Annotated in this window: 11 protein-coding genes and 1 pseudogene; 5 read left to right on the forward strand and 7 right to left on the reverse strand. The window is 51.3% G+C overall.

Annotation, left to right across the window (positions count from 1 at the left end; translation table 11 throughout):
- The first annotated feature begins 216 nt into the window (after positions 1 to 216).
- Genes efeU through efeB form a run of 3 tightly spaced genes read left to right on the forward strand, consistent with a single transcriptional unit; the run spans position 217 to position 4,297 of the window.
- Positions 217 to 1,794, forward strand: a complete 1,578-nt coding sequence (gene efeU, locus ABD035_RS16100) for an iron uptake transporter permease EfeU (protein ID WP_343871147.1) — start codon at positions 217 to 219, stop codon at positions 1,792 to 1,794.
- Positions 1,795 to 1,804: 10 nt separating this feature from the next.
- Entirely contained in the window at positions 1,805 to 3,028 is a 1,224-nt protein-coding gene (gene efeO, locus ABD035_RS16105) for an iron uptake system protein EfeO (RefSeq protein WP_343871148.1), read from the forward strand.
- 3 nt (positions 3,029 to 3,031) lie between these two features.
- Positions 3,032 to 4,297 (forward strand): iron uptake transporter deferrochelatase/peroxidase subunit, encoded by a 1,266-nt coding sequence (efeB, locus tag ABD035_RS16110; protein ID WP_343871149.1) that lies wholly within the window; start codon positions 3,032 to 3,034, stop codon positions 4,295 to 4,297.
- Between the two features lie 279 nt (positions 4,298 to 4,576).
- Here efeB and ABD035_RS16115 read toward each other — a convergent pair whose 3' ends face one another.
- Both ABD035_RS16115 and ABD035_RS16120 read right to left on the reverse strand, forming a co-directional pair.
- A complete protein-coding gene (locus ABD035_RS16115) occupies positions 4,577 to 4,903 on the reverse strand; it encodes a hypothetical protein (protein WP_343871151.1) in 327 nt (108 codons plus the stop codon).
- Between the two features lie 1,045 nt (positions 4,904 to 5,948).
- A complete protein-coding gene (locus tag ABD035_RS16120) occupies positions 5,949 to 6,887 on the reverse strand; it encodes a LysR family transcriptional regulator (RefSeq protein WP_343871153.1) in 939 nt (312 codons plus the stop codon).
- 106 nt (positions 6,888 to 6,993) lie between these two features.
- Between ABD035_RS16120 and ABD035_RS16125 the strand changes: the two genes are divergently transcribed.
- Positions 6,994 to 7,428 carry a DMT family transporter gene (locus ABD035_RS16125; protein ID WP_212713969.1) on the forward strand — a complete coding sequence of 145 codons (435 nt, stop codon included), beginning with the start codon at positions 6,994 to 6,996 and terminating at the stop codon, positions 7,426 to 7,428.
- A gap of 9 nt (positions 7,429 to 7,437) precedes the next feature.
- Positions 7,438 to 7,923 (forward strand): DMT family transporter, encoded by a 486-nt coding sequence (locus ABD035_RS16130; RefSeq protein WP_343871189.1) that lies wholly within the window; start codon positions 7,438 to 7,440, stop codon positions 7,921 to 7,923.
- Positions 7,924 to 8,042: 119 nt separating this feature from the next.
- Here the strand turns inward: ABD035_RS16130 and ABD035_RS16135 are convergent.
- From ABD035_RS16135 to glnT, 5 genes and pseudogenes are all read right to left on the reverse strand, one after another.
- Positions 8,043 to 8,257: pseudogene (locus ABD035_RS16135) on the reverse strand (hypothetical protein); the annotation flags it as partial.
- A gap of 709 nt (positions 8,258 to 8,966) precedes the next feature.
- The gene (locus ABD035_RS16140) at positions 8,967 to 10,292 is read right to left on the reverse strand and encodes an FMN-binding glutamate synthase family protein (protein ID WP_343871155.1); all 1,326 of its coding nucleotides are present in this window, start codon (positions 10,290 to 10,292) and stop codon (positions 8,967 to 8,969) included.
- A gap of 14 nt (positions 10,293 to 10,306) precedes the next feature.
- Positions 10,307 to 10,987 carry a GltB/FmdC/FwdC-like GXGXG domain-containing protein gene (locus ABD035_RS16145; protein WP_343871156.1) on the reverse strand — a complete coding sequence of 227 codons (681 nt, stop codon included), beginning with the start codon at positions 10,985 to 10,987 and terminating at the stop codon, positions 10,307 to 10,309.
- Positions 10,988 to 10,989: 2 nt separating this feature from the next.
- Positions 10,990 to 11,910 (reverse strand): class II glutamine amidotransferase, encoded by a 921-nt coding sequence (locus tag ABD035_RS16150; RefSeq protein ID WP_343871157.1) that lies wholly within the window; start codon positions 11,908 to 11,910, stop codon positions 10,990 to 10,992.
- 29 nt (positions 11,911 to 11,939) lie between these two features.
- Positions 11,940 to 13,274 carry a type III glutamate--ammonia ligase gene (gene glnT, locus ABD035_RS16155; protein WP_343871158.1) on the reverse strand — a complete coding sequence of 445 codons (1,335 nt, stop codon included), beginning with the start codon at positions 13,272 to 13,274 and terminating at the stop codon, positions 11,940 to 11,942.
- Positions 13,275 to 13,493 lie beyond the last annotated feature (219 nt).

The following is a 13,493-nucleotide window of genomic DNA, read 5'->3' on the forward strand; positions in this document are numbered from 1 at the left end:
GCTCTGACATACATCCCCCGGCATTTACTCAAATACATCTGAATTTTCTGCCATCCAGCGATAAAGAAGGTCATGGTGGAGATCGCGGGTTATACCGTGCCTGTATCATAAATTTACATAATTAATTATTAATTCATGTTTACTTACCCTGAATCAGGTATGAGAATGATAGTAGTTACTATTATCATTTAATGCCATTTGGGCAGGGTATCACTGGTGTTAGCCACTCTTGTCATAGCCTTACGCGAAGGGCTGGAAGCAGCCTTAATCGTCGGTATCATTGCCGCATTCTTACGTAAAAACGGTAAAAGCCTGTACGCCATGTGGGTGGGGGTACTGCTGGCGATAGCCCTCTCATTGCTGGTGGGGGTTGGCCTGAGCCTGACCGAACGTGCTCTGCCGCAGGCCAGCCAGGAAGCGATGGAAGCCGTGATCGGTCTGGTGGCGGTCTTTTTTGTTACCGGCATGGTGATGTGGATGAACAATCATGCCCATGAGATCAAGCGTCATCTGGAAAGTGAAGCGGCTGACGCTATCCGGCAATCCAGTGCACTGGCGCTCGCCGGCATGGCCTTTCTGGCCGTACTTAAAGAAGGGTTCGAAACCAGCGTTTTCCTGCTGGCGACCTTCTCGGTAGCACAGTCAGCAGTTCTGGCGGCGACCGGTGCGGTCCTGGGGCTGATCCTCGCGGTCGCGATTGGCTGGGGCATTTATATCGGCGGTGTCAGACTCAATCTTGGTCGTTTCTTCCGTTATACCGGGTTGTTTCTGATCCTCGTCGCGGCAGGGCTGATTATCAGTGCGTTACGCAGTGGACATGAAGCCGGCTGGCTGAATATCGGTCAGCAACGTGTCGTTAATCTTAGCCCGCTGATCCCGCCGGGGTCTGTCCGCTCGGCATTAATCACCGGGGTGCTCGGTATTCCGACCGATCCACGACTGCTTGAGGTCTGCGGGTGGGGGATTTACATCGTACTGACGGGGGTTCTGGTGTTCTGGCCACGTCATCTGCGTCCCGGGGTAAAACGGCTCAGTAAATTGCTCTTTGTCACGACCGGCGTATTACTGGTTGCCGCCGCCGTCCTGCACTGGCGTACTCCCGACAGCAGCATCCGGCTGCCGGCCACCGCACCCTTGCAGGAAGGGGGGACGGTAACACTGCAGCCTCAGTCGGCAGGGGGCTACCGTTTAGCGGTCAATGCCGGGCAACAGGCCCGCGTAACCTATATCCTCGCTGCGGATCAGCAGCAAACGGTAGTACAGCAGGGGGTAACATTGCAGCAGTGGAGCCTCAGCACTCAACCGCCGGTCACTGATCTGCCAGCTACCCTGACGCTGGATCAGGTGCTGGCACTGTCCGGTAACCGTATTCCCGTCGGGCTGGGTCCGGCACAACATCCGGGCCCGTATCACGCCAGCTGGCGTGTTAACTGCACACTGGACGCTGAAACCGTCAGTGATGCGCTTTACCGTGCCACCGCCCGGGAAACCACCCTGATGACGCTCTCCGGCGGCGGTTTATTATCACCGCGGACGTTTTCGGTACGCGCAGCGATGCCGCAGACGGGATGTCACTGGCAACTGGCGGAAAGCTGGCACAGCGCGGTAGATAGTGCCTTACAAAAAGCACAACAGACTTATCAGCGTCATCTGTTTCTGGCTATCGAGCTACCGATCATGCTGGTACTGATGGCGGTGATTACCTTTGTGCTGGCATTGCGCCGTCTTGCGGATGCACGCAAGACAGATGACACACTGCATACCGGTCATCCTTCATTCTCTGAACATAAGTAAAGGGCCTTATATGATCAACTCCATGTTTAAAAAGAAAAAGTCAGTTCTGGCATCGGCTGTCGTTTCAGCACTGTTGCTGGTGTCGCTGGACGCCACGGCTGCGGGCGGTGTCGCTCCGGTCGCTAAAGGCGTTTCACAGGTGAATATCACATTAACCGGTGCGGAAGGCGGCACCTGTGTGGTCGACCATACCAGCGCTAAAGCAGGCCCGGTCACGTTTACGGTGGTTAACAAGACAGCGACTGCGATTACGGAACTTGAACTGCTGAGTGATAACCGCATTCTCGGTGAAAAAGAGAACCTGGCGCCGGGACTGCCGGCCGGTAAATTTACTCTGACGCTGGATGGCGGTAAATATCAGATTTATTGCCCTGGCGCAAAACAGGAACTGATCAATTTTACCGTCACCGGTAAAAGTGCGGCGAAAGCGACCGGCAGCACAGCTGACCTGCTGAAGCAGGGGACGGATGGCTATGCGACCTACGTGAACGGCGTAGTGGATGCGATGGTAGTGGCGGTGAATCAGCTGAAAGCCGATATTGATGCCGGTGATCTGAAAAAAGCGAAAGCGCAGTATGCCAAAGCACGCCCGTTCTATGAACGTATTGAATCGGATGTCAGTGGGTTTGTCCTGCCAGGCTTTAAAGCGACGGATAACGCCGGTAACCTCGATTATCTGATCGATATGCGCGCTTCTAACCAGGACCCTAAGGTGGGCTGGCACGGCTTCCACGCCATTGAACGTGATCTGTTCGGCGAGGGTAAAATCACCGATAACACTAAAAAACTGGCGGGAGAACTGCAGCAGAACGTCACCCGGCTGGATAGCCTGACCAAAGGGCTGACCTATAAACCGGAAGATCTGGCTAACGGTGCCGCCGATCTGCTGGAAGAAGTTCAGAGCAACAAAATCAGCGGTGAAGAAGAAGCCTTCAGTCACATTGATCTGGTGGACTTTGCCGGTAATGTCGAAGGCGCACAACAGGCGTTTGAATTCCTGAAACCAGGACTGAATAAAATTGACCCTGATCTGACCCGCAGGGTAGAAGCGCAATTCGCTAACGTGAACAAACTGCTGGACAGCTATCGCGATGGTAACATTGCCGGCGGATACCGTTACTATACCGCGGAAGTGAAGGCGGCAGATGCGGCCAGACTGAGTAAAGCCGTGCAGGCATTGCAGGAACCGCTGTCTAAAATTGCGGAAAAAGTTGCCACAGCCGGAGGCGCGTGAGTGATGAAAGATAAACAGAATACGGAGCGCGACAAGACGAATGTCTCCCGCCGTCATCTGTTAAAAGGGGCGGTGGCCGGTGCGCTGGCCATGCCTGGCCTGGCTACGGCACACAATGCGACGGTTGCGAAAGCCGAACCTGAAGATCAGGTCGATCTTTCGCGGCAACATGCGTTTTATGGTAAGGGCGGACAGGCGGGGGTGACCACCACACCTCAGCGTCATGTGATGTATATGACGTTTGATATGACCAGTCAGAACCCGCGGGACCTGCAGATCCTGCTGGCCCGCTGGTCAGCAGCTATCGCGCAGATGATGGCAGGGGAAATCATTGGTCAGGTAGAGCCTGTCCGGAACAGCGGTATCGGAATGGATACCGGTGAAGCCCTGGATCTGGGGCCGGCGTCACTGACCGTTACCGTCGGGCTGGGACCGGGGATTTTCACGGAGACTTACGGACTGGCAGACAAAAAGCCCGCGCTGATGCGCGAGCTGGTGCAGTTGCCGAGTGATAACCTGCAACCGGCGTTTACCGGAGGCGATCTGTCATTGCAGGCCTGTGCGGATGATCCTCAGGTGGCTTATCACGCCATCCGTAACCTGGCCAGGATAGCGAAAGATACGGGGGCGGCCGCGACACGCTGGTCGGTACTGGGATTTGGTCGTGCCTCCGCAGGCAAAAATCAGAGCACTCCCCGAAACCTTTTTGGCTTTAAAGATGGTACCCGTAACCTGACCGAACCGACAGATTTTAAAAAATTTGTCTGGATCAACGACGGCGGACCGGCCTGGCAGCAGCAGGGAACCTATCAGGTGGTACGCAAAATTAAAATGCATATTGAAAACTGGGACACGGATCGTGTCAGTGATCAGAATGCCGTGTTTGGCCGCCATAAGGTCTCCGGTGCCCCGCTGAGCGGTGAAAAGGAGTTCGATACGCCGGACTTTCATCAAAAGGACAGTGAGGGTGCGCCGGTGATCCCGGTAACCTCACATATCAGTCTGGCGGCCCACGAGAATAATCAGGGTATCCGCATCCTGCGCCGTTCATATAACTACACTGACGGTATTAATAAACTGGGCATGCTGGATGCCGGACTGTTGTTTATCAGCTATCAAAAAGACCCTGCCAGCTTTGAAGCACTGCAGACCCGCCTCGGGGCGGCGGATGCCCTGAATGAATATATCTCACATATCGGGTCCGGTATCTTTTTCGTCCCGCCGGCCCCCCCTGAAGGTGACTATATTGGTTCACAGCTCTTCAGCTAAGTTAACCGCCTGACCGTCTCTGCAAGGTGACCGGTGAAAGGCAGGCATAGCCCGGTCAGGGCTGCTTTACAGGGTCTCTGCAATGAGACCCTGTATTCTCTGTTTGCTCCGGGTATTAAGCAGACCAGCATCTGTCAGGCGGCGGCAGGTCAAAACGGATGGCGGGTGACGCGTCTTACCGGAATAAAAGTGATACAGGGCGCCAGCAGACTTCCACGGGAAGGCACTCTGTGATGACGTTTCTGCTGAAGGCGGGAAAATCATAACAGACCATATTCATTATAATGAGCGACCATGTTTTTTCATAAACCGGTATGCTTTACAGGCTGGTTTTAACGGGATAAAAACATACAGAATTCCAAAGAAAAACAGAAAGGCTACGGAACTGAGAATGGTGTTTTGCTGATTGTTATAGCAGAAACTATAGATCAGTCCCGCAACAGACATCAGGATAATCACCATTGAAATAATAAATCTTATCTTAAGCTGAGATAATAACCAGCAATAGGGATTTCCCTCTTTTTCTGCATGCCGGCGTAGCATGAGTATTTCTTTTCCGGTAAAGCCTTCGTTCCGCAGAAGCTGTTCTGTCTGTAACTTATTCATATCCATGATCCGTGGCAGCATTAATAATTCAGATAATGTTAACCGATAAGCTGTGCAGAGTTTAACCGCGAAACTCAGCTTGCCGGTTATGATATTAACTAAACTTCAATGAGTTACCTTTTTCAGTGTCGGGGTGGTTATTCTGAGTGCAATTCATAGTCTGTCTTATTCCGGTTAAGGATGACTACTGGATTTTTGTCTGAAATATTCGTCAGCCAGAAAAAATCCTATTAACAGGATCTATCCTGTTAATTTTCAGGTATAAAATATAATTTTATTACCTCTGTAATAAACCCTCTGGTTCACAGATCAAACAAAGAGTTTTTCTCCTCTGCCATCCTGTGACGCCGATAATCCGGGTTGACCCTTATTCAGCGGAATTAACTGCTGAACTTGCGGTGATACTCCCGGTTACCGGAAAACAGAGACTGGTAATGAAAATGTGTTCCGGCCTCAGCCCACCGATACTTTATTCTCCCAGACCCAGACCCAGACCCAGACCCAGACCCAGACCCAGACCCAGACCCAGACCCAGACCCAGACCCAGACCCAGACCCAGACCCAGACCCAGACCCAGACCCAGACCCCAGACCCCAGACCCCTAATCTCTAATCTCTAATCTCTAATCTCTAATCTCTAATCTCTAATCTCTAATCTCTAATCTCTAATCTCTAATCTCTAATCTCTAATCTCTAACCTCTAACCTCTGATCCCGGTACGCGAATTCTAATACCCACCCGGATAAGCCCCGCCGGCCATACAATAGAGTACCCGTATTAGGGTCATTGATAACGTGGTGCATTTATCTGTGGCGCAGACTCGTTATCGGCGATATTGGCCGGCAGGTCAGAAAATTTCTCTTCGGCTTTTGCAATAGCTCACCAGCCGGTTTCAAAGGGGGGACGCAGCTGCCGGGGATACCCGAAAGAGGGAAAACGGCTGAAACCGTGCTTTCATCGCCCCGATAAGGATCAAGAAGCAGGGCAATGACAGCACGCTGCATCGCGGGAAGGGAGCCATGGCATCATGCGGCGAAGGTAGCGGGTCATCCCGGGAGCTGCCAGTACAGGGGGGTACCGAATAATGCCAGGTAATAGTCAATTACGGCCCGGATATTTAGCGGAGGGTGACGGGATCCCGGGTAAATGGCGGCAATAGACTGAGGCTCGGTGGCGATCGAGGCGGTAAAACCTGGTAGCAACGCTTTCAGTTCACCGGTCTGCAACTTGTCACCTATCAGCCAGTCCGGAAATAGCACAATGCCCATTCCCTGTAATGCGGATATCAGCAGGGTTTCTGCATTGTTAGAGGTGAGTAACGGCGATACCGGAAAATGGACCCATTCCTCCTCCGGGCGACGAAATAACCAGCGGTTAGGGCCGGAGGAACCCCGATAGAGCAGGCAGTGATGGTCAGTCAGGTCTTCCGGAGATTGCGGCAAGGGGTGATTGCGTAAGTATTCCGGAGAGGCTGCCAGATGAAAGCGTTGAGTGCCGAAAATACGGACATGGCACGAAGAATCAGAGAGGGTTCCGATGCGAAAAATAACATCGGCGGCGTCCCGGTGCGGGTCAATATAATCATCGGTCAGAACAAGCTCAATCTTCAGTCGCGGATACAGGGCTGACAGACCGGCAAGCCCCGGGGCGATATGACGCTGACCGAAAAAGACAGGCGCATTAATGCGGACCAGTCCTGAAGGCTCGCGTGTCCTTTCCTCCATGAGCCGTCGTGCATCCTCCAGTTGCTGCAAGGTCTGTCGGACCGATTCAGCAAACAGGCGGCCGTTTTCGGTCGGGATAATGGCACGGGTATTACGGTAAAAAAGTTGCTGCCCCAGACTGTCTTCTAACTGATGGATGATGCGCGACACCTGAGAAGGAGAAATACCGTGCCGTCGGGCGACCACAGAGAAGTTCAGAGCCTCGCAGACTTCAATAAATAACTTGAACGCACGCAAACTGATGTCGTCGGGATGATTCATTAATGCATATCCTGCACAGGTGTTTATCTCACTATAGCATTTTTCTCACTATCGGCCTGCGGTAACCTGCGGCCTGTCTCTCTAAAACACATAAGACAGGGGTCTCATGAGATTATTATTTCTTTTACTGGTGATTGCCGCGGGGATGGGGCTATCGACGGAAGCCGGATTAATCGGTCCTCTGGGGGAAGAGGTCGGAGAACTGCCGGCCACGCTGAGCATATTCGGGGTGGGTACAGCACTGACCTTCTTACTGATGCTTTTTTGCAGCCCGCGCAATAGCCCGTCTCTTTTTGCACAGCCACCGGAGCAGCTGACCGGCGGAATACTGGGGGCGGCTTACGTCATTATTATGACCGTCGTCACGCCGGTCATCGGGATAGCCGTCACCATGGTGGGTATTCTGGCAGGGCAGATCTTTCAGAGTCTGGTGATCGACCATTACGGTTTATTCGGGACACCACGCCGGAAAATCAATCATAAGCGGGTTATTGCGCTGCTTTTTATTATTGCGGCACTGATCCTGATGGCTAGAGGATAAACACCGATGATGACAATACTGATGATGCTGCTGGCCGTTACCGGCGGGGCGATGCTGAGCATCCAGGCGGCTATTAATGGACAACTGGGCAGTAAGGTCGGGGTATTTAAAACCGCATTTCTCACCTTTTCGGTCGGCGCGCTGATCACGGCATTACTGATTTTATTTTTTGAACCGCACCATAGCCTCACACTGATGGATGTCCCCAAATGGCAACTGACCGGGGCGATGTTCGGGGTCCCTTATATTGTGATTATGGTACTGGCACTGAGGCGCATCGGTTCAGCGCTGGCGACGGTCGCCGTCATTTTTGGTCAGTTGCTGATGAGTATCATGATCGATAACTTTGGCTGGCTGCATAACCCGACGATTCATTTCACCTTGAACCGACTGGGGGCGCTCCTTTGCCTGGGCATAGCGCTGTTGTTTATCTATTCGGGTAACCGCAAAGAGGATCAGTCCGCCGATCAGGTACCCGCAGCATCGCGGGAATAAGAGAACGTTTCCTGACATCGCGCGGTTTACTGCTGTACCCGCAGTGATACGCGCGATGACCCTGCCAATGCGGTTACCGTTTGCGGTTTTAACGCGCAGCCATAAGTGGCTAAAGGCGCTCACTTAAGGTGACCGGCATTGTTTTTAAAGGGATATTTTGGCTTTTTGGGCCTGACTTCCCTTTCATACTTCCGCTCCCGTCCCGGGGGCAGTCTCAACATCGCCGCGTTCCATACCCTGGCTTATGCCGTTTTGCAACGTTTGTCGCCGGATAACGCATTACATCTGTCATCGAAGTGATCACCTGACGTTCAATACCGTTACCCTTATATCTGCTCCATCAACTCAGCAAAAGGCAGATTTACTCATCAAAGCCGCTTACTGACACAACAAAAAGCATTAGGCCCCTATGCCCCTGACGAAGCGCCCGATCCCCGGCTAATAGAGCCGGAAGACTCTACCGTAGTTGAGGTGAAGAAACTTTCCAAAAGCGATATGAACGATGATGAATATTTCCATTTTCTGCCCAGTTCAGAGGATGCTCCCGTTACTGAAAAGATCCTGCGACGCCGAGAATAACCGGGTAAGACATTGTCTTAATGATTTTATAATACTCTGTCTACACTAGCTTATTCAGTTGCTAATGAAAAATAGACTCAATATCTAAAGGGAGTATTTTTTCAGGGGCACTTACAATTGGTAAGGAAATAATCTCTTAACAATATAAGCAGGTGAAAACCTATATGCCATAGTTGTGCCATTCATTAATATGTCCGGAATGGTTCCGGAGAGGGTTAGATGTCTGAATGTTTTCCGATTCAATAATGAAGGAGTATCTCTTTTTTCGTGGCTGTTTAATTTTCAGAAATATAAAATTAAAAAATATAAGCTATAATTGAAGTGATTTTTTTATTAACTAATTCATAATTTATAACTAATGGTATGGGAGTAGATAGCATTAAATAACTGAAGGAGTAGTAACTGCTTAAAAATTCGATAGTTTACAAACAACACGCCTCCATAGGGTGAAGGCGTGGAGGGGGCTATTTCAGATCCTGACCTGGAATCCATTGGGTTCCTGCCAGCGGAACACGAGCCATTGCCGCCGCTTCAATATTTAATGCCACTAAATCTTCCGGCTCCAGATTGTGAAGGTGAGATTTACCGCAGGCACGAGCAAGAGTTTGGGCTTCCAGCGTTAATACCCGCAGAAAATTAGCCAACTTTTTACCGGCTATGACAGGATCAAGGCGCTTACTCAGTTCAGGATCCTGAGTCGTAATCCCGGCAGGATCTTTACCCTCCTGGAAGTCATCGTAAAAACCAGCGGCTGAGCCAATTTTTTTATATTCCTCTTCGTAGCGTGGGTTGTTATCACCAAGTGCAATCAGAGCTGCTGTCCCAATTGCAACTGCATCAGCACCCAACGCGATAGCCTTGGCAACATCGGCACCATTTCTGATACCGCCAGAGATAATCAATTGAACTTCACGATGCATGCCAAGTTCCTGTAATGCCTGGACTGCCTGCGGAATCGCGGCCATAGTTGGAATACCGACATGCTCAATGAACACATCCTGGGTGGCTGCTGTACCACCTTGCATACCGTCAACGACCACTACATCGGCCCCGGCCTGCACAGCGAGTTTTACATCATAATAGGTACGGGTAGCGCCAACTTTGACGTAAATCGGTACCTGCCAGTCAGTGATCTCCCGTAGCTCAGCAATCTTAATCGCCAGATCATCAGGACCGGTCCAGTCAGGGTGGCGACATGCACTACGCTGATCGATGCCTTGTGGCAGACAGCGCATTTTTGCCACGCGCTCAGAGATCTTCTGACCGAGCAGCATTCCGCCGCCGCCGGGTTTTGCCCCTTGCCCGAGCACTACTTCAATGGCATCGGCTTTACGCAAATCATCGGGATTCATGCCGTAACGTGACGGCAGGTATTGATAGATCAGTTTGCTTGACTGTCCGCGCTCTTCGGCTGTCATACCGCCATCGCCTGTGGTGGTGGAGGTCCCCACCGCTGAGGCTCCCCGGCCTAAGGCTTCTTTGGCCTGTGCGGATAAGGCTCCAAAACTCATCCCTGCAATAGTGACTGGCGTGCTGAGCACTAGTGGTTTTTTTGCAAAGCGTGTGCCAAGTACCACTTCGGTACTGCATTTTTCGCGGTAGCCTTCCAGTGGATAACGCGACATGCTGGCACCAAGAAATAACAAATCATCGAAATGAGGAACCTGGCGTTTGGCGCCCCAGCCGCGAATATCATAAATGCCGGTTTCGGCTGCCCGCTGAATTTCAGCTATCACTGAACGGGTGTAAGTAGCGGATTCGCGCAATGCCGGATTATATTTATCACTCATGGTGTTCTCCACTCTTAGTACGCTGACGCGTTATCCACTTTGAAGTTATAAAGCTGACGGGCCGAGCCGTAGCGGGTAAATTCAGACGGTGACTCATCAAAGCCTGCCTGTTGCAGCAACTGGCCTAATTCTTCGAGATGTTCAGCACGCATCTCTTTCTGAACGCAGTCGGCACCCAGTGACGCGACACTGCCTTTCACATAGATATGCGCCTCATACAAAGAATCACCCAGTGCCTCTCCGGCATCGCCGCACACCACCAGGCAGCCAGCCTGAGCCATAAAAGCGCTCATCGGTCCGATATTGCCTTTCACAACAATGTTGATGCCTTTCATCGAAATACCGCAACGTGCGGCAGCATTGCCCTCTATCACCAATAATCCACCGTTACCTGTTGCGCCGGCGGATTGTGATGCATCGCCTTTAACCCTTACCCGTCCGGACATCATATTTTCCGCGACTCCGACACCAGCGTTACCCTGCACAGTAATCGTCGCTTTCTGGTTCATTCCGGCGCAGTAATATCCCGCGTGCCCTTCAATGGTGATGTCGACATCATCATTAACACCGCAGGCGATATTGTGTGCCCCGTCGGGATGAATGACTTGCCAGTCTTTGATCTCCCGGGTAAGGCTGATATCGTGCAGTGCCTGATTAAGTTCGCGAACGCCATGACTCAAGTCGTAAGTTTTCATTTTTACACTGCTCCTGCGGTGGTGGTGCTGTTGCGCTCCCACACATAAAGTTTTGCTGGTTCCGGCTCCCAAACGTTGGCATCGCGGATGCCTGGCAGATTAGCCAGCGCACGGTATTCAGACGCCATAGCAACGTAGTCATGCGTTTCCGCGATCACCGCCGGTTTACAGGCAATAGGATCACGAAGTACGGCAAAGCCGTCGCGGGTGCCGATGGTGAAAGTAAAGAAACCATCAAGTTCTTTTAGTGCATTTTGCAAAGCGGTTTGTAGTGAATCCCCCTGAGACAGCCTCCAGGCAAGGTAACCCGCAGCAACTTCAGAGTCGTTGTCAGTTTTGAAATCAATACCCGCACGTTTCAGTTTTTCACGCAGACGGTTGTGGTTTGACAGTGAACCGTTATGAACCAGACACAGATCCATACCAGTCGAAAATGGATGACTGCCCTGAATGGTCACGGCACTTTCAGTGGCAAGCCGGGTATGTCCGATAGCATGGCTGCCTTTCATGTTAGCAAGATTAAAATGATCGGCGACTTCCGCAGGCAGACCTACGCCTTTAAGAATCTCAATACTGTGGCCGGCACTCATGACTTCGATGTCTGGCGCATTCTGCTTCAGCCAGTTCAGGGCGGTGGCTTCGTTGACCGGCAGCTTAAATACGGCGACGGTGTTGTTGCGGAACCACTCATCAACCTTGCCAAATTGTGTCGCCAGCTGATCAGCCAGTGCAATCCAGTTAAAGTTAGTATCGTTGCTGCGCAAGGTCAGTTTGATACCCGCATCATATTCGTCTCCATACACAGCAAAGCCGGCACTGTCACAACCACGTTCGGTCATGGAAATAAGCATTGGACGAAACAGGCTACCCAGTTGCTGTTCCATCGCCGTATTTTTGAAATAAAGTCCGACAATTCCACACATAGAATTTCCTTAGCTTTACAGGATTACAGTTAGAAGAACTCGAGGTAGCGACGGGTTTCCCACTCGCTAACATGACGGTGATATTCGTGCCATTCCTGGCGTTTGACCTTAATGAACTCATCGACGATTTCCGGGCCCATGCATTCACGCAGGATCGCGTCATTAGCCAGTTCATCGATGGCTTCTTTGAGATTTTGTGGCAACAGCTCAACGCCTTCACGCTGACAATCCTCAGCGGTGAACGCATAGAGGTTACCATTCTGTGCTTTGCCCGGATCGAGTTGACGTGCCACGCCATCCAGACCGGCGGCGATAATAGCCGCATGCACGAGATAAGGATTGGCGCCGGTATCGGGCAACCGTAACTCCAGGCGGCCATAAGGAATACGCACCATTGCTGAACGGTTGTTGTCACCGTAAGTGATAAACACAGGGGCCCAGGTAGCTCCGGTGGCTGAACCACCACTGGTTAAGCGTTTGTAGGAGTTAACAGTAGGCGCGGCAAAAGCACACAAGGCCTTAGCGTGATGGAGTAGCCCTGCCATGAAGTGATAGGCCATTTTTGACAATCCCAGACCCTGAGGATCGTTCCCGTCATGGAACAGGTTATTACCCAGGCTGTCGGCCATCGACAGATGGAAATGCATACCATTTCCGGGGCGGTCAGCAAAAGGCTTAGGCATAAATGAACACAGCAGCCCCTGATCATGGGCAATTTCTGCTGCAGCCATGCGTACAAAGGTGAAGCGGTCTGCTGAAGTTAATGCATCGCTATAGGTGTAATTAATTTCGAACTGGCCATTAGCATCTTCATGATCAATCTGGTAAACATCGAACCCAACCTCCTGCAATGACCCGGTCAGTTTTTCAAGAAACGGGCGTACCCGTGATAACCCTTTATAGTCGTAGCAGGGTTTCGCCAGGGTATCACTGCTATCGGCAGGCAGAAGGTTGCCATTTTCGCCACGTCTGAACAGTGAGAATTCAGGTTCCAGCCCGCTATTCAGAGTCCAGCCTTTTTCGGCCAGCCGCTCCACCTGTTTAATCAATACTACCCGGCTGTCATAGGGATGAGGCTGTTTATTGACGTAGCCGTTGCAGGCGATGCGGGCATATCCTGGTTGCCACGGTACCAGTGACAAGGTACTCAGGTCGCCACGGGCACAAAAGTCCGGCCCCTGAGGTTCCATTCCCATTCCGGGAATGGCGAAACCGGCAAAACCGGCACCTTTCTCAACGACATCCATCAGATATTTAGCCGGCACGGATTTCGTTTTGGCTGTACCGTGAATATCAACGAACTGTGCCAGAAGATACCGCACATTATTGTCCTGCAAAAATTGTATGGCTTGCTCAGGTGACATAACTACCTCTTAACCACAATGTAATGGAACACGCTGTTTTAACGTGGGTGCCGTGCTTTATTCCCGGCAGGAATATTTTTTCACTGATGGGAAAAATGCAGGAGTTGTGCCAGAATGCCGGAGAAGCTTAAATTGAATATAAAAATATATATAAATCATAAATTTAAAATTTATCATGGGTGAGGTAGTGTTGCTGTACTTATTCCGGCAACGGGTATT

This window comes from Tatumella terrea, from assembly GCF_039523755.1.
Lineage (GTDB): Bacteria > Pseudomonadota > Gammaproteobacteria > Enterobacterales > Enterobacteriaceae > Tatumella > Tatumella terrea.

What these genes read in the sequence shown, in the direction of transcription:
- ABD035_RS16145 (WP_343871156.1), bottom strand. Translation starts at nt 10,987, where the DNA reads ATGAAAACTTACGACTTGAGTCATGGCGTTCGCGAACTTAATCAGGCA.
- ABD035_RS16130 (WP_343871189.1), top strand. Translation starts at nt 7,438, where the DNA reads ATGACAATACTGATGATGCTGCTGGCCGTTACCGGCGGGGCGATGCTG.
- ABD035_RS16140 (WP_343871155.1), bottom strand. Translation starts at nt 10,292, where the DNA reads ATGAGTGATAAATATAATCCGGCATTGCGCGAATCCGCTACTTACACC.
- ABD035_RS16115 (WP_343871151.1), bottom strand. Translation starts at nt 4,903, where the DNA reads ATGAATAAGTTACAGACAGAACAGCTTCTGCGGAACGAAGGCTTTACC.
- ABD035_RS16125 (WP_212713969.1), top strand. Translation starts at nt 6,994, where the DNA reads ATGAGATTATTATTTCTTTTACTGGTGATTGCCGCGGGGATGGGGCTA.
- efeO (WP_343871148.1), top strand. Translation starts at nt 1,805, where the DNA reads ATGATCAACTCCATGTTTAAAAAGAAAAAGTCAGTTCTGGCATCGGCT.
- ABD035_RS16150 (WP_343871157.1), bottom strand. Translation starts at nt 11,910, where the DNA reads ATGTGTGGAATTGTCGGACTTTATTTCAAAAATACGGCGATGGAACAG.
- efeB (WP_343871149.1), top strand. Translation starts at nt 3,032, where the DNA reads ATGAAAGATAAACAGAATACGGAGCGCGACAAGACGAATGTCTCCCGC.
- ABD035_RS16120 (WP_343871153.1), bottom strand. Translation starts at nt 6,887, where the DNA reads ATGAATCATCCCGACGACATCAGTTTGCGTGCGTTCAAGTTATTTATT.
- glnT (WP_343871158.1), bottom strand. Translation starts at nt 13,274, where the DNA reads ATGTCACCTGAGCAAGCCATACAATTTTTGCAGGACAATAATGTGCGG.